13 protein-coding genes, 1 tRNA gene, 1 other RNA gene and 1 pseudogene are annotated in these 17,070 nt (G+C 66.3%); 9 read left to right on the forward strand and 7 right to left on the reverse strand.

The window, feature by feature from the left end:
• Positions 1-214: 214 nt before the first annotated feature.
• A complete protein-coding gene (locus OHB12_RS26150; protein ID WP_327111594.1) occupies positions 215-424 on the forward strand; it encodes a DUF397 domain-containing protein in 210 nt (69 codons plus the stop codon).
• A 105-nt stretch (positions 425-529) separates the two neighbouring features.
• Here the strand turns inward: OHB12_RS26150 and qcrB are convergent, their stop codons facing one another.
• A complete protein-coding gene (gene qcrB / locus OHB12_RS26155) occupies positions 530-2,170 on the reverse strand; it encodes a cytochrome bc1 complex cytochrome b subunit (protein WP_327111596.1) in 1,641 nt (546 codons plus the stop codon).
• A gap of 170 nt (positions 2,171-2,340) precedes the next feature.
• Between qcrB and OHB12_RS26160 the strand changes: the two genes are divergently transcribed.
• Positions 2,341-3,954 (forward strand): hypothetical protein, encoded by a 1,614-nt coding sequence (locus OHB12_RS26160; RefSeq protein ID WP_327111598.1) that lies wholly within the window; start codon positions 2,341-2,343, stop codon positions 3,952-3,954.
• Between the two features lie 136 nt (positions 3,955-4,090).
• Here OHB12_RS26160 and OHB12_RS26165 read toward each other — a convergent pair whose 3' ends face one another.
• Positions 4,091-4,729 carry a hypothetical protein gene (locus tag OHB12_RS26165; RefSeq protein WP_327111600.1) on the reverse strand — a complete coding sequence of 213 codons (639 nt, stop codon included), beginning with the start codon at positions 4,727-4,729 and terminating at the stop codon, positions 4,091-4,093.
• A 149-nt stretch (positions 4,730-4,878) separates the two neighbouring features.
• Between OHB12_RS26165 and OHB12_RS26170 the strand changes: the two genes are divergently transcribed.
• Complete coding sequence (locus OHB12_RS26170) at positions 4,879-5,982, forward strand: CapA family protein (RefSeq protein ID WP_327111602.1); 1,104 nt, start codon at positions 4,879-4,881, stop codon at positions 5,980-5,982.
• Here OHB12_RS26170 and OHB12_RS26175 read toward each other — a convergent pair.
• Positions 5,963-6,619 (reverse strand): annotated as a pseudogene (locus tag OHB12_RS26175) (dienelactone hydrolase family protein); the annotation flags it as partial. The gene OHB12_RS26170 and the pseudogene OHB12_RS26175 overlap by 20 nt on opposite strands.
• A 56-nt stretch (positions 6,620-6,675) precedes the next feature.
• On the opposite strand from OHB12_RS26175, the gene OHB12_RS26180 reads away from it, so the two are divergent.
• Together OHB12_RS26180 and OHB12_RS26185 are read left to right on the forward strand one after the other, a co-directional pair.
• Positions 6,676-7,245 carry a TetR/AcrR family transcriptional regulator C-terminal domain-containing protein gene (locus OHB12_RS26180; protein WP_327111604.1) on the forward strand — a complete coding sequence of 190 codons (570 nt, stop codon included), beginning with the start codon at positions 6,676-6,678 and terminating at the stop codon, positions 7,243-7,245.
• Between the two features lie 261 nt (positions 7,246-7,506).
• On the forward strand, positions 7,507-9,675 hold the full coding sequence (locus OHB12_RS26185; RefSeq protein WP_327111606.1) for an NACHT domain-containing protein: 2,169 nt from the start codon (positions 7,507-7,509) through the stop codon (positions 9,673-9,675).
• Positions 9,676-9,766: 91 nt separating this feature from the next.
• On the opposite strand, the gene OHB12_RS26190 is transcribed toward OHB12_RS26185, so the two are convergent.
• A tRNA-Ser gene (locus tag OHB12_RS26190) sits at positions 9,767-9,851 on the reverse strand.
• Positions 9,852-9,978: 127 nt separating this feature from the next.
• On the opposite strand from OHB12_RS26190, the gene ffs reads away from it, so the two are divergent.
• An RNA gene (ffs, locus tag OHB12_RS26195) (signal recognition particle sRNA small type) lies at positions 9,979-10,073 on the forward strand.
• Between the two features lie 179 nt (positions 10,074-10,252).
• Positions 10,253-11,542 (forward strand): aminotransferase class I/II-fold pyridoxal phosphate-dependent enzyme, encoded by a 1,290-nt coding sequence (locus OHB12_RS26200; protein ID WP_327111608.1) that lies wholly within the window; start codon positions 10,253-10,255, stop codon positions 11,540-11,542.
• A gap of 106 nt (positions 11,543-11,648) precedes the next feature.
• On the opposite strand, the gene OHB12_RS26205 is transcribed toward OHB12_RS26200, so the two are convergent.
• Entirely contained in the window at positions 11,649-12,089 is a 441-nt protein-coding gene (locus OHB12_RS26205; RefSeq protein WP_327111610.1) for an SRPBCC family protein, read from the reverse strand.
• A gap of 8 nt (positions 12,090-12,097) precedes the next feature.
• Entirely contained in the window at positions 12,098-12,904 is an 807-nt protein-coding gene (locus OHB12_RS26210; RefSeq protein ID WP_327121480.1) for a methyltransferase domain-containing protein, read from the reverse strand.
• Between the two features lie 209 nt (positions 12,905-13,113).
• On the opposite strand from OHB12_RS26210, the gene OHB12_RS26215 reads away from it, so the two are divergent.
• Both OHB12_RS26215 and OHB12_RS26220 read left to right on the forward strand, forming a co-directional pair.
• Positions 13,114-13,689: an HhH-GPD-type base excision DNA repair protein gene (locus OHB12_RS26215; protein WP_327111612.1), complete on the forward strand. Its 576-nt coding sequence runs from the start codon at positions 13,114-13,116 to the stop codon at positions 13,687-13,689.
• A 356-nt stretch (positions 13,690-14,045) separates the two neighbouring features.
• Entirely contained in the window at positions 14,046-15,335 is a 1,290-nt protein-coding gene (locus OHB12_RS26220; protein ID WP_327111614.1) for an ROK family transcriptional regulator, read from the forward strand.
• Positions 15,336-15,398: 63 nt separating this feature from the next.
• Here the strand turns inward: OHB12_RS26220 and OHB12_RS26225 are convergent, their stop codons facing one another.
• Complete coding sequence (locus OHB12_RS26225) at positions 15,399-17,030, reverse strand: DUF2207 family protein (protein WP_327111616.1); 1,632 nt, start codon at positions 17,028-17,030, stop codon at positions 15,399-15,401.
• Positions 17,031-17,070: the final 40 nt, after the last annotated feature.

A 17,070-nucleotide genomic window follows, 5' to 3' on the forward strand; every position in this document is an offset into this window, starting at 1 on the left:
CAAACTTTCGATGGACCTGCTAGTGTTTACCGCACGGGGACAACCCCGCGCGAGGTGAATTCCTCTCGAACCCGATGTGCGATATGGACGCACCGGGAAAGTGTGCTCTCCCGAAGGGTGCGCTACGGCATTCGGCGTCTCCGCCGAGTGCCGATGGTAGTTAGAACGATGTCAGGAGAAATCTCGTTCTCGACGCAGCAAAGGAGCTAGTGCCGTGAAGGTTGATGTGGCGGGCGCTGTGTGGCGCAAGAGCACATACAGCGGTCCGGATGGGAACTGCGTGGAAGTCGCCTTTCTCATCGACGGCAATGTAGCGGTCCGTGATACCAAGGACAGTGGACGTGGCCCGGTCCTGGCCTTCGCGCCGGGCGAGTGGGATGCATTCCTAGCGGGGGTCTCGACGGGAGAGTTCCGGCGCAGCTGAACTGGTTCGGAAACGCCTGAATAAGGCAAGCGGGCCCCGGGGCGGGATGGACTCGGGGCCTTCGCGGTATTCAGGGCGCGTGCGATGCGATGCGATGCCGAATCATCAACCGGCGGAGCCGTTGCCGCGGCCGTTCGTCCGCTCCTGATATCTGCGCAGCACAGCAAGCTGCTTGCGTTCTTCTTCGTGCTCCAGCGACCGGTTCCGCTCCGACTCCTGCCGCGGGTCCGCGCGCAGGAAGCTGCCGGTGCCCGGCTTGCCCGCGGAACCCAACTTGCTCATCTTCTTCGGCACCGGGGCGCCTTGATACTCCAGCGGAATCGGATGGCCGTGCTCGTCGACCGGGCCCAGCGGTTGGTGCACCTCGATGTACTCGCCGTGCGGAAGACGCTTGACCACACCGGTTTCCACGCCATGCTCGAGCACCGCACGATCACTGCGCTGCAGACCCAGACAGATCCGGTAGGCGAGGAAGTACGCGATCGGCGGTGCGAGCAGAAGCCCGATCCGGCCGACCCACGTGGTCGCGTTCAGTGAGATGTCGAACTTGTAGGCGATGATGTCGTTGACGCACGACAGGGTCAGTACCACGTAGAACGCGATGGACATAGCGCCGATCGCGGTGCGCACCGGCACGTCGCGGGGACGCTGCAGCAGGTTGTGGTGCGCGCTGGTGTCGCCGGTGAGCCGCTTCTCGATCCACGGGTACGCGATCAACACGGTGAACACCAAACCCATGATCAACGCGACCCAGAACGCTGCGGGCACCGTGTAGCGACCCAGATACAGCTCCCATGGCGGCATCAGACGCGCCATACCGTCGGTCCACATCATGTAGAAGTCCGGCTGCGACCCCGCCGACACCTGCGACGGGTTGTACGGGCCCAGGTTCCAGATCGGGTTGATCTGGAACACCCCGCCCATGATGCCGACGATTCCGAGGGTGAAGGCGAAGAACGCACCCTGATCGGCGGCGAACACCGGCACGATACGGGCGCCGACCACATTGTTCTCGGTACGGCCTGGTCCGGGGAACTGGGTGTGCTTCTGGTACCACACCAGCGCCACATGCGCGGCGATCAACGCCAGGATGATGCCGGGGAACAGCAGCACATGCGCGACATAGAGACGGGGGATGATGATCTCGCCGGGGAAGTCACCGCCGAAGATCAGCCAGTGCATCCAGGTACCGATGATCGGGATGCTCATCGTGATACCCGAGAACGCGGCGCGTAGACCGGTGCCGGACAACAGATCATCCGGCAGCGAGTAGCCGAAGAACCCCTCGAACATCGCCAAGATCAACAGCAGCGACCCGAGCACCCAGTTCGCCTCCCGCGGCTTGCGGAACGCGCCGGTGAAGAAGATACGGAACAGATGCACGATGATCGACACCGCGAACAACAACGCCGCCCAATGGTGCACCTGGCGGACGAACAAACCACCACGCACCTCGAAGGTGATGTCCAGCGCGGTCTCGTACGCCCGCGACATGGTCACACCGCGCAACGGCTGGTATGTCCCGTTGTAGACCACCTCGGTCATCGAGGGATCGAAGAACAAGGTCAGATACACACCCGACAGCAACAAGATGATGAAGCTGTAGAGCGCGATCTCACCGAGCAGGAACGACCAATGAGTCGGGAAGACCTTGTTGATCGACCGCTTCAGAAATGCGGCGGCACGATAGCGTTCGTCCGCCTCGTCGGCTTGCGCGCCTATTTTGCGAACCAGTTGTGTAGCCATGGCCGACACCCCGCCCTGGTTGAGAGTGGTATCTGTTCCTACTACGGACGGTAGCAGACGGGATCCGCGGAATCGAGAGGGGTTTCGGTCTCAATTGTGGAACAAGATCATTTATATTTTTTTCTACGTCGTCGAATGCCGCCGCAATCAGGGTCGATATCGTTCCATCCGTGAGCGCGATGGCACCGCAGGACGCGACGATGTACTGGCTGTCGAAGCGCACGCGCAACGACTTGTTTCTCTTGTATTGCTTCCACGACGAGGGGTGCCCGACCGAGGAACTGCGCGCCTCGGTCGCCGAACGCAGTGCGCGGATCGATGATCTGCGGGTTCGACTGCGCGAACTGCCCGCGGACATCGATTACCCATCGTGGATGCCCTGCGAATTCGCTGCCGAGCAATTCGTGGAGCATCGGCTGGTGGAGCCGAATTGGGTGCATCTGGTGGACGCTCTCGGGGAGGTGCTCGGCACCGGCGTGGATGCCGCCGTACGTCCATGGCGGGTGCACGTGTTCCGCGGGGTCGTCGACGCGCCAGGCCCGGAGGATGGACCCGCGCTGGTGGCAGTGTTGCAGATGTCGCATGCTCTGGCGGACGGGCGGCGGGCGGCGGCTATCGCGCGGGCGTTGTTCATCGAGTCCGACGTGCGGAAGGGGGATGCTCCGCCTCTGAGTTATCGCCGAACGGGTCTGGTGGCGCCGAGCAGTCGCGGTGCCGGCGGTACGGGAGTGGTGGATGGGCAGGCCGATGCGGGGGTGAGCGGTGTCTGCCGCAGTGTGATTCCGGGTGGCGAGACACAGGCGTTGTCCACCCTGTTCGCTCGGGTGCGCGAGGTCGGCTGGGCGGTGGTCACCGGTGGGCTGTCGATCGGTTCTGCGGTGGTGGCCCGCGGGCAGATGATCGTGGGCGGGCGGATATCCACTGGGACACTGGTTGATTCGGCGCTGGGGCTGCTGTGCATTCCGGTTCGGTTGGCGTCGACCGCGGTGCGCGGTTACCAAGCCTTCCACGCGCAGCAGCAGTTGGCGTACCTGACCGATACTGGTCGACTACCGCCGCCTGGCGTCGGCTTTCTGCCGAGCCAGGTGAATCGAACTGTGGCAGAGGGCATCTCGCAACACCAAGTGCGTATGCTCGTGTGCGCTGCCGAGCGTCTTCGGGCACCTGGTGACACGGTGACCGTTGTGGTCCTGACCGCGGTGTCACTGGCGCTCGCGCGGTATCTGGCGGACCGGGGCGAACATGTGGAACGTCTCGGCGCGCAGGTTCCGATGGCGCTGCCCGAGCCGTCGGCCGGAAGCGACGACGACCCGCGCAACAACTACCGCAGCCTCGGCGTCGACCTGTTCGCCGACGAACCGGACCTGCGCCTGCGCGCCGACAAGATCGGCACGGCGCTCGCCGATCGCCGTCTCCGGGCACGCCACCCGCTGCTGTCCGCCCAGGACCGGGTCACCGCGACCCTCCCTGCCCCGCTGCTACGCCGCGACGTCGACCGCTATCCCCTCGACACTGTCCCCGACTCGATCGCGGGCCACACGATTGTCTCCAGCGTCGATCGCGGGCCCGCCGACCTCACCTTCGGCGGCGGCCGGGTCCGCTTCACCGCCGGTTTTCCCGCCGTCGGCTCGGTCATGCACCTCACCCACGGCGTACACGGCCTCGGCGACACCATCACCCTCTCGCTGCACGCCGATCCCGCGGTCCTACCCGACCTCGACACCTACGCGTCCCTACTCCGCTCCGCGCTGGACGAGGTCATCGCTGCCCTCCGAACCTGCTGAACCTGCCATGCCACCGGGTACGTCCGGCACCCGCGGGCTCTCCACCTCGGAGGGCGCGCTTCACAAGGTGACAGGCTCTTCGCGCGGTTCAGAACCTGTGCGGAGCGTCCTGCGTCGGCGAAGCGGAACCGGTGGATCAGGCTCGGTTGAGGGCCAGTTCGGGCGAAGCCGAGTGGAGGTCGGTGGAGATTTTGATCTCGAGCTCGACACGGGTCGCGTTGATGACCGAGCGTTCCTCCTCGACGGTGTTCTCGATCGCCCTCGACCACAGCGCTTGGATTTCGGAGATCTCCTCACCGGTCGCCTCGGCGTCCATTTCGATCCTGCGCCGCTGCAACGAAATGTTCAGCGCCGCGGTGAGCGTCCGTGTCAGATCCTCGCAGCGATTCGGGATCTTCCGATGCGCGAGGACACGCAGATTGCTGATGTATCCCCTTGCCCCAGCGATGGTCTGGAGCACGTCCGCGCCGATCTCGTCCAGCTCGTCGGCCTCCCAGCGGTCGCAGTACAACAACTGCTGGCGGACATCGGCGGAGATCGCCAGCACGGAAGCCACTGCGGCCAGCACGGACTCACGCCGCCACTTATCGTGCTCGCGGCGTTCCGCGGCCGAGTTCGTCAACTCCACATTCCGCTGCGCCGCGTCGAGCGTGACCCTGTTGCGCTCGTCCGCGGCGGTCACCGCCGCGCGATTGGTGCGGTTGTTGAGAAGTACGCCGACCACCGCCGCGATGGCGACGACAAGGGAACCGAAGAGTGGAAGCCACTGAGTCACCGGGAAATCATCGCATCGCGATCGTGGCTCGCACAGCCGACGAAGTTCGAATGTTCTCGATTCCGCTCGAAGCTGCCCATGTCCTGCAGGCGGGGCCGGGTGCGCTACTAGTAGGTGCACTCTTTGTCCGGTAGATCGACAATGGTGGTATGGCGACGGTCCTGCTCGGCGGTGACGTCATGCTGGGGCGCGGTGTGGACCAGATCCTGCCGCATCCCGGCGACCCGACGCTGCGCGAACGGTATGTCGACGATGCGCGGACGTATGTGGAGTTGGCCGAACGTGTGCACGGCGCATTTACCCGTCCGGTGGATTTCCGCCGACCATGGGGTGATGTGCTGCCGATTCTCGCGCAGGTCCACCCCGAGGTGCGGTTGATCAACCTGGAAACCGCTATCACCGCTGACGGTGCGTTCGCCCCCGCCAAGGGCATCCACTACCGGATGAACCCCGGCAATCTGCCGGTGCTGACCGTGATCGCACCGGTCGTTTGCGCGCTGGCCAACAATCACGTCCTCGATTTCGGTATCCACGGGCTGGTGGACACCCTCGAAGCGCTCGATACCGGGGGCGTCCGCCGCGCCGGAGCGGGCGCGGATCTCGACGACGCCCAGGCACCGGCGATATCGGAACTCGACGACGGACGCAGGGTGGTGATCGTCTCGGTGGCCGCGGGCTCGAGCGGGGTCCCGGAATTCTGGGCAGCGCGTCGCGATCGGCCCGGGCTGTGGCGGGTCGGAGATTCACCGAGCGTTGATGTCGCCGACCAGGTGGCAGCACAAGTGCTGGCCCATAAGCGCGACGATGATATCGCGATCGTGTCCGTACATTGGGGACCCAACTGGGGTTACGGGGTGGCACGAAGCGAAACACAGTTCGCTCATCGGTTGGTCGATGCCGGCGTCGACCTGGTGCACGGCCATTCCGCGCATCATCCGCGGCCGATCGAGATCTACCGGGGCAAACCGATTCTGTACGGGTGTGGCGACGTCATCGACGACTACGAGGGCATCCACGGTCACGAGCGGTACCGCACCGATCTTCATCTGCTGTATCTCGTGTCCATCGATCCGGGTGCGGTGGAGGTGCGAATGATTCCGCTGCGGGTGCGGCGCATGCGCCTCGAATCGGCGGCGCGCAGCGAATCCAGATGGCTGTGCGAAACGATCGAACAGATCAGCCGCGGCTTCGGTACCAGAGTCGCATCACGGCCCGACGACCTGCCAGTAGTGTTCAACGCCACACAACGCTGAGATGGCGGCGGAACCAGTCGCTGGCCAGATCCGCCACCTGCTCGAGTGCGCCGGGCTCCTCGAACAGGTGCGTCGCACCGGGGACGACATCGATCTCGCTCGGACACGGCATCCGCAGCCTGGCCTCCCGATTGAGCTCGAGCACCTGTTGATCGTTACCGCCGACGATGAGTAGCGTCGGTGCGTGGACCAGCGCCAGCCGCGGACCGGCCAGGTCGGGGCGGCCGCCGCGAGAGACGACGGCCGCGATCTCGGTGCCGGGTTCGGTGGCCGCCCACAGCGCGGCACCGGCACCGGTGCTCGCCCCGAAATATCCGGTGGGAAGGCCGCTCAGACCCGATCGCGTGCGCAGCCAGCGGGTCACGTCGACGAGACGATGGGCGAGCAGCTCGATATCGAAAACGCGGGTACGGTCGCCCTCCTCGTCCGCGACCAGCAGGTCGACCAGCATCGTCGCGAGTCCCGCCCGATTCAGTACGTCGGCGACGAACCGATTCCTCGGACTGTGCCGGCCGCTTCCGCTCCCGTGCGCGAAGACGATCAGGGCGGTGGAGTTCTCCGGGACGGCCAGTAGCCCCGCCAGCCGGATGGACTCCGACGGCACGATGACCTCTTCTGTCCGCGTCATGGGATCGGGTGCGGAGGACGGCATCGAACACCTCCTGATATCCGGGATACCCGATCAGGCCGGTCATGTGCAAGAGGCGCGGGATCCTCAATCTATGCGAGGTGTTCGGTCAGGAAGTCGATCTGGTCGGCGACGACCCGCTGCACGATCGGCGGGGGATAAACAGTGAAGTGATCGGCGTCGTAGTGCTGGACGATGGTGTGCGGCGCGTCGGTCGCGACCTTCTCCGCTACGACTGGACCGACGAGATCCTCGCGGTGGCCGGGGGCATGTGGCGCGCCATTCGGGCCAACCCGCACGCCATTCCTCTCCTTCTCACGCGCCGCAGCCTCGACCTGCCCACCCTCGTGATCGCGGAGGCGTTGTTACAGGCCCTTGCCCGAAGCGGCAGATCCGGTGCCGAACTACTGATCGCGTTCCGCGCGGTGTCCGGGTTCATTACCGGGCTCGCGCAAGCCGAACTGGCTGGACCGCTCTCCGCGGCGCGCGAGCCGGACCCTGTCACCATCACCGAACGTATCGCGGCCTTGCCACCCGATGGCTTCGCCAAGCTGATCGAGATCGCCCACGCCGCAACCGGCAGCGACCCTGAAGACGAGTTCCGTTCCGGCCTGTCCATCATCTTGACGGGTTGAAACGAGCGCAATCAACGGAGTGTAGTGATCCGATCTGAGTGCGGGCCCGCACGGGAGCAGATCCCTGTTGGGGATGCCAAATGCAGCCCTTGGACTACGGTTTCGGCATCATGCCCGGTGACATTTGCCCCCGTTTCGCCGCGCTGAGCATGGCAATTGGGGAGACACCGCGGACGCGGGTGCGCAATGATGATGTCCGTGTCGCCAGGTCACCCTACGTCGTGGTTGCGGATCGGTGCCATTGCTGGCGGAGTTTCCTTTGTGGCGTTTGTCAGTTGGCTCGTCCTGCGGCTGACACAGGAGGATCTCGAACGCGGCAGTTGGCTCGCGGGCATTGTGAGCATGTGGGTTGCCGTGGTTGGCTTTCCGCTGGCGGTGGTTGCGCTGGTAGTCGCGGTCTGGCAAGGGCGGCGGACTCCGGCTCATCACGATTCGTCCGGGCAACTCGACGAGCTCACCGAGACGCTCGCCGCTGCGGTACGAGCACTGTGGCGCGACGAGGAAACGGTTCGCCGCGTGCATGACTCGTTGCCGATGGAAACTCGTTGGGACAACGGGCCGGACCACCTCGCGGACCACTGGGAGAACATCCATGGATCGGCGGAGCGGCATACCCCGATCGACCTGAGCGGTCGACTCGACCAGATCGTCGACGTCTTCCAGCGCATACCCTCGGGGCGGATTGTCGTACTCGGGAAGGGCGGTGCGGGAAAGACCATCTTGGCGTCACGGTTCGTGTTGGACTCACTCGAGCGCAGGATCCCCCGTTCACGTCAGCCGGTGCCGGTCCTGTTCTCGGTGTACTCATGGAACCCCACCGCGATCCCCCTGCGCCTGTGGCTGGTCGATCAGCTGGTCGAGATCATCTCGCCGCAGCTGACGGGAGAAGATGCGGTCGGAAAGTCCTTCGCCGCTCGACTCTTGGACGACCAGCGCATCATCCCCGTGCTCGACGGATTCGACGAGATCAACAAGAAACTGCGGGCCGCCGCGATCCGCGGCATCAACGCAGCCCTCCGCCCAGGCGACCGGTTACTGCTGACCAGTCGTCTCGACGAGTACGAGAGTGTCGTGCCGGCCGAAGACGTCCTCAGCGCCGCAGCGGTGGTCCAGCTGGCTGACCTCACCCCCGATCAGATCACCGAGTACCTGCCGCTGACTACCCCGAAGAACCTTGGCGGGCAAACCAAATGGCATCCAGTGCTGGCCCGCGCGCGGGCACAGCCCCGATACACCGTGTTGCTGGATGTGTTGTCCACGCCGTTGATGATCATGCTGGCGCGGACGATCTTCAGCGAAACCGACGCTGATCCGGCCGTGTTGCTCGCCATCCTCGACCAGCGGGTAGCCGATCCTGCGGACGACCGCCGACGCGCGTTGGAGCACCGGCTGCTGGACGGATTCGTTCCCGCGGTGTACTCGCGCATCTACCGCACCCAAGTACCGGGCCTCCGAAAGCATTACAACGCCGACGACGCGAATAAGTGGCTCGGCTTCCTTGCCAGGCATGTGAAACGGAGGAATACCAACGAACTCGTCTGGTGGCAACTGATCTATGCCGTCCCAAGGACCATCGTCGGCCTGGTCGCGGGTTCGATCATTGCCTTGACGGTGTGGCCGGTCATCGGGATCACCGGGTGGGTCGGTGAATGGCGCGGTAGTGATGGCCAACTGGCCTGGCTGACCGCGACGCTCGTGTCCGGGGTGGTCAGCGGCGTCGTGGGCGGCATCCTCGTCGGTCGGGGCCGCGGTATCCGGCGCACACCCGCGCGGGTGCGGCTGCGGGCCAAGGGCCGCGTCGGCGAGATCGTTCAGGACTTGTCCCGCAGGCTGCGCAGCTGGCGCACACTAGCGTGGATCATTGTCTGGACGGCGGGCGGAACATTCTTCGGAGTCGCGGCCGCCCCGGTCATGGAAACCTACAACGTGATTCCGGTCGGTTCCGCCGCGGGGGTGTTCGCCGGATCCGGCATCTGGCTCGTCGTCACCTTCATCAGGGCCATGGGAGTGCCGGTCGATCCGACGGAGACGGTGAGCCCGGCGGACCTGCTCCACACCGACCGCGTGACCGCACTACGGCAAGGACTCGGCATCGGCGTGGGCGGCGCATCCGTGTTCTGGTGCATGATGTGGTTCGCGTTCGAGCGCGCGTTCGGGCTGCCCTTCGACGCCGTCCTCGGTGACGGCCGATGGGCGCTCGGTTGGCTGGCCACCATGTACGCGGGTTTGTTGAGCTGGGTACTCTTCTTCCCGGTGTGGGGTCCGTGGTTCATAGCCCGCGTCTACCTGCCACTCGGCCGCAAATTGCCCTGGGGAGTGATGGCGTTCCTAGATGACGCCCATCGGTCGGGTGTCCTTCGGCAGGTTGGGGGTGTCTACGAGTTCCGCCATATCCAACTGCGGGACCACCTTGCCACCCCTTCCTCGTGACGCGGAGCATTCCGTCATAGGTCATGACCTCGGCACCGAGAGGACAAACAACAGCAGGTCAGGGCAAGCTTGCCCTGACCTGCTGTTTCTGCGGAGGATAGGGGATTTGAACCCCTGAGGGCGTTAACCCAACCCGCGTTCCAGGCGAGCGCCATAGGCCACTAGGCGAATCCTCCGTGCAGCAGCATACCGGTAGCCCCCGGCGAGTCGCCAAATGCCCCCGGGTGATCGGGCGAAGTGCCTGGTGAGTCAGGGTTGGTCGACCCGAAGATCGGGTTTCGCGCGGGAGCCGCTACACTGGCCTACGGATCCCGCGCGGCGCGCATCCTGTGAACTCCCCCAGGGCCGGAAGGCAGCAAGGGTCAACGGGCTCTGCCGGGTGCGCGGGGTCCCCTTTCGGAGGGCTCGCACGGACGGATGTCCGGCTGTCGAATAACGCCTCCAATTCCGAGCAACGCACGGGTAACGTGAACGGCGTCCGCGAACGCACCTGCGTCCGCACGGACAAATGACCGGCCGCGGCCAACATCGGCCCGGCCCTCCACGTCCCCTTCGCTGCTTCGAAAGGCTGCCCAGGATGCCCCGGCAAACGCAGATCGGTTTGATGAGCCACGAGGAGCTCGTGTCCGAACACGAGACCCAGTCCGCGAACTACGCGACGCTCCGGACCGAGAAGCTCACGCTGGATTTGACACGGGGAAAACCTTCACCGGAACAACTCGACCTGTCCACCGAACTGCTGACCCTGCCCGGCGAGGGCGATTTCCGCGATGGCGCAGGCACCGACTGCCGCAATTACGGTGGTCTGCACGGTCTCCCGGAGCTGCGCGCGATTTTCGGTGAGCTGCTCGGCATCCCGGTGGACAACCTGCTCGCGGGCAACAACGCCAGCCTCGAGCTGATGCACGACGTGATCGCCTACGCGATGCTGTACGGCACCAACGACTCCGATCGCCGCTGGGCCGCCGAGGGCACGCTGAAGTTCCTGTGTCCCGCCCCCGGCTACGACCGGCATTTCTCGATCACCGAGGCGCTCGGCTTCGAGATGATCCCCATCCCGATGCGCCACGACGGCCCGGACACCCACGTCATCGCCGAACTGCTGGCGAATGATCCACAGATCAAGGGTCTGTGGGCGGTGCCGAACTACTCCAACCCGACCGGCGTGGTCTTCTCCGAAGATGTCGTCCGGGAACTGGTTTCGATGCCCTCCGCCGCGCCCGACTTCCGGCTGTTCTGGGACAACGCCTATGCGGTACACCCGCTGACCGACACGGCGGCTCCGGTGCTCGACGTGCTCGGCCTGGCCGCCGCGGCCGGAAACCCGAACCGCCCCTTGGTGTTCGCTTCCACCTCGAAGATCACCTTCGCTGGTTCGGGGGTCAGCTTCATCGGAGGCTCCACGGCGAACCTGGACTGGTACCTGAGCCACGCGTCGAAGAAGAGCATCGGCCCGGATAAGATCAACCAGCTACGTCACCTGCGTTTCTTCAAGGATGTCGACGGTGTGCGTGCACACATGCAGAAGCATCGCGCCATCCTGGAGCCCAAGTTCGCCCTGGTGCTGAAGATTCTGGAAGACCGGCTCGGCGCGTCCAAGGTGGCGTCCTGGACTGAGCCGAAGGGCGGCTACTTCATCAGCCTGGACGTGCTCGAGGGCACCGCGGCGCGGGTGATCGCGTTGGCGAAGGAGGCGGGCATCGCGCTGACCGCGGCGGGCTCGGCCTTCCCGTACCGAAACGACCTGGAGGACAAGAACATTCGGATCGCACCGAGCTTTCCGAAGCTGCCCGAGCTGGAGAAGGCGATGGACGGCCTGGCCACCTGCGTCCTGCTCGCGGCCACCGAGAAGCTGCTTGGCAAGTAACCGGACACAACGCGAGCGCCCGGCACGAATTTCGTGCCGGGCGCTCGCGTTGTGCGGCTGCCTCGCCTTCGCTCGGCCCGGCGGGGCTGAGGGGACGGTGCGCCGGCTACCGGGTCTCCAATAGCGTCTTCAGCCGTGCGAGGTCGGCGCGATTGGCCCGTCGGATCGCAGCTTCCAGTACGCGTCCGGCGACTTTGCCGAATCCGCTCGGTTCGCCGCGGTTGCGCAGCGTCATGCGCGTGCCGCCCTCCGGGGTATCCGCCCAGGTGCAGGTCATCTCAATCGGAAAAGGACCGGCGGAGGTGCGCATCACCAGCCGCTCGCCGGGTGCGTAGTCGACCACCTCGTAGGTGTAGGCCAGCCGCCTGCCGTGGGAATGCACGACGAAATCCATCTGCGAGCCAACTCGCAGCGGTGGTGCCGTGCGCCAGTCGACGCCGCGGATTTTGTCGTACCAAGCGGGAGTGTTCGTCGGGTCGCCCGCGAACGCCGCGACCAACTCGCGCGACCGGTTGATCACGACCTCCGTCACCACGTCGACGGACATCGGCAGCCTCAGCGCGGCTTGTGTGCGAGAACCGCGAACATGCTGACCGAGAGGTGGATGTCGCCGCTGTCGGCGCCCGCTCGCAGGTCGGCGATCAGCTGATCACGCTGTGCCTCGCTGATCACGCCGCGCGCGACCGCCATCGCCGAGATCCTGTTGACCAGCGAGCCTGCGCCCACACTGCGGTCCTGCACCAGGGCCTGCGAGCCGATGTCGTCGATCACAAGACCGGCCTTGGTGAGCAGGCCGGGGATGCGGCGCCCGGCGAGCGGATTGGTGGTCGCCGACACCAGCGTGTCGATCACCTCGCGCACGACCTGCCGGTTGCCGGGGTGCACGATCGCGGTGCCCCAGTCGCTGTCCACTACGACGACGCGGCCGCCGGGACGCAGCACGCGCGCGATCTCGTTCGCGGCGCGGGCAGGGGCGGTCAGGTGCTGGAAGACCCGCTCGCACAGGGCAGCGTCGAAGCTGCCCGCGCCGAACGGCAGGCCGTAGGCGTCGCCGGAGTGGAATTTCGCGGTGGAGCCGGCCTGGGTGGCGCGGCGTTCGGCAGAGGCGAGCAGGTGCGGGTCGGGCTCGACTCCGACCGCGCTGCCGTTCGGGCCGACTGCTTCGGCGAAGGCCATGACCTCGGAGCCGGTGCCGGATCCGATATCCACCGCGCTCTCGCCGGGCTGCAGCGCGAGGGCTTCGTGCGCCCAGGTTCGCAGTCGGCGGATGCCCGGGAGCGCGGCCTGGAGGTCGCGCACATCGACGAGCTGGTCCTGGCCTGCTCGGTCGAACCGATCGGGGCGCAAAGTGTAGGTGTTCATGGGCCCGTGTCCATCCGTGGCCATTGTGGGGGTGGGTGTCGCCGTCGTCTGAGGCATGGTCTGGAGCCTACGCGGGGCATCATCTACCCGCGCGTAAGATCTGTGACTCGAGTCACTGCGTGTGGGGCCGGCGGGTGCCGATGCGGTCGGCGCCGATGCGATGATCGAATCCGTCAGGAGCACACCACGTGGGGAGCAGGAGGTAGGCGATGAGTCGCAAGCTTTGCCTCGCACAGGACGTCGAGGCGGACGAACTACTGACCGAGGACCACTTCGCGACCCTGCTCGGGATGCTTCTGGACCAGCAGTACCCGATGGAGCACGCGTTCCGCGGCCCGAAGAAGATCGCCGACCGCATGGGTGGCTTCGACATCCACCGCATCGCCGAGGCCGATCCGCAGGAGTTCGAGGACCTGGCCGCGACCCCGCCCGCCATCCACCGCTACGGCCGCTCGATGGCCCGGCGCGCTCAAGAGCTGGCGCGCTACGTCATCGAGAACTACGACGGCGAGACCGAGAACATCTGGACCAAGGGCGACCCGGACGGCGCTGAGGTGCTGCGCCGGCTGAAGGACCTGCCCGGCTACGGCGAACAGAAGGCCAAGATCTTCCTCGCGTTGCTCGGCAAGCAGCGCGGCGTGCGGCCGGAGGGCTGGCGCGCGGCGGCGGGCGTGTACGGTGCGGAGGGGTCGCGGCGGTCGGTTGCCGACGTGACCGACGTCGAATCCCTAACTCAGGTAAGGGAATTCAAGAAGCAAGCGAAAGCGGCCGCGAAAGCGAAGTAGCGGGCGGCCGAAACACAGTTGAAATCGAAAGGGCTCGTCCGGTGCTTCTCCGCCGGGCGAGGCCTTTATTCTTGTATCTGTCACCTGGGGAAACTGTGTGCGCATGCACACAACGGCGAGTCGGGGCTTGGTGCGTCGCGGATATCGGTGTTAATTTGAATGACATGTCTGTCGGCCGGCCGAACTCGCTGCGGGTCACTTACGTGACCGCGGCGCTGGGTTTGCGGCTGCCATTGACACGTGAACTGTGTTGCGCCTCTTGCTGCGGCTGAGCTGGTTTTCCAGCTCGTTTGCTGCTTCGTCGCCCATGTAGGCACGTCCCGTTCGATCGCGGGACTTCAGCAAGGATCTGCACAATGTCCCCCCTCACCCTGACGTCCCTCCCTACCCTTGAACGATCTGTCGCCAGGGTTGCCGCCGGCCGTGCTCGTGTTCAGCGTCCGGTGGTCGCCCCCGAACTGCGGATCGCCGACAACCCGGCGGCCGCGGTTATCCGCGCCGCGATCGGTGGTCCAGTTTCACGCGACAATGCCGCGCGCACAACGGGTTTGAGCATCGCGACGGTCAACCGTCAGGTGTCCGCGCTACTCGCCGCCGGTCTGCTGCGTGAGCGCCAGGACCTGACGGCCTCGGGTGCGGTCGGACGCCCCCGGGTGCCGTTCGAACTCGACCACGAGGCCTACCTGACCATTGGCATCCACATCGGCGCCGCGGTCACCAAGATCGTCGCGGCCGATCTGCGCGGCCGCATCCTCGGTGGCCTCGCCATCGCCACCCCGCAGACCGGGCAGGAGTTCGCCACCACCACGGTCGCCCGCAGCGCGAAGGCGTTCCTGCAGCGCTGGCATCGGCGCAAGGCGTTATGGGCGGGCGTCGCGATCGGCGGCCGGGTCGATCCGCTCACCGGCGTCGTCGACCACCCCAAGCTGGATTGGCATGGCGCGCAGGTCGGTTCGGTGCTCGGCGAGGTACTCGAGCTGCCCGTCTCGGTGGCGCCGCACGTCGAGGCGATGGCCGGTTCGGAGCTGTTGCTACGCACCGCCGAACCGCGTGACCAAGCGCGCGCCGAGCACGGCAGCAGCCTGTATTTCTATGTCCGCGAAACCGCGGGTGTGGCGGTGACTTTGGATGGCCGTGTGCACACGCCGAGCAACGGCCCCGGCTCGATCGCGCACCTTCCCACCGGCTCGGACGTCGAATGCACCTGCGGACGGCGTGGCTGCCTGGAGGTGACCGTGGGTGATCGGTCGCTGCACTCCAGGGCCGTCGGTCGTGGAATCATCCCGGCGCACAACGGGACCGCGGGATCGACCATCGCGGACCTGTACCGGGCTGCGGAGTCGGGCTCGGAACCCGCGCGTGAACTGCTCGCCGAGCGCGCCACGATCCTCGGCCACACCGTGGCGATGGTGCGCGACATGCTCAACCCTGATCGCGTGATCCTGGGTGGCCAGGCCTTCACCGGCTACCGGCCTGCGGTCGCGCACGTTGCGCGCGCGTTCAACCAGGGCTCGACCTTGCCTCCGACCGACATCCGGATCAGCGGATTCGGCGGCAAGGTGCAGGAATTCGCCGCCGTGGTCACCTCGCTGAGCGTCCTCTACGCCGATCCGCTCGCCGCGATCCGGCGAACGCTGGGCGACTGAGCGATTCGAGAAAGGGCGACCGGCCGCGGTGGCTGGTCGCCCTTTGATCATCCGCGTGCGGCGCTACCGATGCGGATCGCCCGCGGTGGCGAACAGACCTTCCAGCGCGGTGATGAAGAATGGGAAGTGTCCTGCGAAGCGCTGCAGGTTGCGGTCGCGTTCGAAGCCGCCGAACCAGTAGAGGCCGGCCTGGGAGTCGGCTGACAGGTCGAGGTCACGGAAGGCGCGGATCCAGTTGTCGGCGCGTCCGCCGATCACCATGAACGGCAGGGCGCGGGAGAACACCGTCTCCTGGTCGAGCGGCGGGATCTGTTCGCGCCGAGTCGCTTCCAGGCCGCGTTGCAGCGCGCGGATCTGCCCGGTGAGCTCCACCCCGCGCGCGGTCCTGACCGGCAGGTACTTCGGAAGCAGTAGGGTCGCGACACCGGCGAGCGCGATGGCGACGCCGACCAGGGCATGCCCGGAGGTGAGTGCGAGCGCGACCGTCGCGGCGATGCCCGCGACGACCAGCGCGCCGCCCAGCCATACCGCGAGGCCGGGGCGACGGCGATCGGTGAAGCTGCCGCGGGCGACGGCGTCGGCCAGCAAGGCGGTGCGAACCGGACCGGATTGGATGCGGCCCGGCTTGCGCAGGTCGGTGACGGTCACCGCGTCGGCGCCGTCGGGCAGCAGCGCCCGGTAGACCGCCTTCTCGTAGTCGCGCAGCTGGTCGTCGGGTGCGTTCACCCGGTTGATTCGCCAGTCGGTGTCGCCGAGCGGGGTGATCCGGACGTACCGGCGCACTGCGAGATCCACCACCGTCGCGGCGATATCGACCGGATCGACGTGCCCGTCCAGCAGCAGGCCCGCCTCCCCGGGAAGCACTCCGTCGGGCGAGATGAACTGCACACGGTCACCCTCGCGCAGCAGCGGATCGATCGCGTCCGAGCCACCGCCTGCTGCGACGTCGCGGCGCCGGGCCCGCAGCACGAAGGCGATCACGCCCGCCAGCGCGAGCAGCAGCACACCGAACGCGACCAGCGCCGGCGTGGTGACTGTGAACGGGCCCGCGTCGCCGCTGTCGCGCACGTCGGCGTTGCTCGGCACGGTGCCGGGCGGCAGTTGCAGGGTCAGATCGATGACGTCGCCCTTGTGCAGGTCGGTCTGCTCGAGGAAGAGCACGCCGTCGGTCTCGATTTTGACGTCGGCGCACGGCCGGGCATTGCCGGGCGGGCCGAGTCTGCAGTCGACGATGCCCATCTCGAAGCTCGGGCTGATCAACGAAGCGCTGATCGAGGCGATGTCGGTGCTCAGCACGCCGAGCCAACGGAAAACCTGGGTACCTGGCGCGTCGCTGACCGTGTTGCGCACCGAGTACTCGAAAGTGGATTCGCCGGGTCGCGCCTCGATGGTGAACTGGTCGTCGGCCACCGTCGCGGTGCCCGCGCCCTCGGTGTCCACGTCGGTGACCTGGAAAACCCGCTCGACGTCGTCGCTCACCCTCAGCCGCAATGGAAGTGACATCCGGAACGTGCGGTCCTGCGGCACCGCCACCCGCTCTACCACCTCGAGGACGCCTTCGCGGCTGAGTTTCAGGTCGGCGGTGATGGTCACGCCGCTCGGTGCGGGCTCCGTGTGGGCGACCGGGGCGGTCGCGAGCATTCCCGCGGTGGCGAGAAGGAGCGCGCCTACGGCGCCCCCCCGAAAAGTCAGCATGGCTGCCTACTCTAGACAGCTTGCTATCCTGCGTCAGCGG

The sequence above is a fragment of the Nocardia sp. NBC_01730 genome (genome assembly GCF_035920445.1).
Taxonomy (GTDB): Bacteria; Actinomycetota; Actinomycetes; order Mycobacteriales; family Mycobacteriaceae; genus Nocardia.

What these genes read in the sequence shown, in the direction of transcription:
- OHB12_RS26220 (WP_327111614.1), top strand. Translation starts at nt 14,046, where the DNA reads ATGTCCCCCCTCACCCTGACGTCCCTCCCTACCCTTGAACGATCTGTC.
- OHB12_RS26200 (WP_327111608.1), top strand. Translation starts at nt 10,253, where the DNA reads ATGCCCCGGCAAACGCAGATCGGTTTGATGAGCCACGAGGAGCTCGTG.
- OHB12_RS26215 (WP_327111612.1), top strand. Translation starts at nt 13,114, where the DNA reads ATGAGTCGCAAGCTTTGCCTCGCACAGGACGTCGAGGCGGACGAACTA.
- OHB12_RS26180 (WP_327111604.1), top strand. Translation starts at nt 6,676, where the DNA reads ATGTGCAAGAGGCGCGGGATCCTCAATCTATGCGAGGTGTTCGGTCAG.
- qcrB (WP_327111596.1), bottom strand. Translation starts at nt 2,170, where the DNA reads ATGGCTACACAACTGGTTCGCAAAATAGGCGCGCAAGCCGACGAGGCG.
- OHB12_RS26170 (WP_327111602.1), top strand. Translation starts at nt 4,879, where the DNA reads ATGGCGACGGTCCTGCTCGGCGGTGACGTCATGCTGGGGCGCGGTGTG.
- OHB12_RS26205 (WP_327111610.1), bottom strand. Translation starts at nt 12,089, where the DNA reads ATGTCCGTCGACGTGGTGACGGAGGTCGTGATCAACCGGTCGCGCGAG.
- OHB12_RS26225 (WP_327111616.1), bottom strand. Translation starts at nt 17,030, where the DNA reads ATGCTGACTTTTCGGGGGGGCGCCGTAGGCGCGCTCCTTCTCGCCACC.
- OHB12_RS26210 (WP_327121480.1), bottom strand. Translation starts at nt 12,904, where the DNA reads ATGAACACCTACACTTTGCGCCCCGATCGGTTCGACCGAGCAGGCCAG.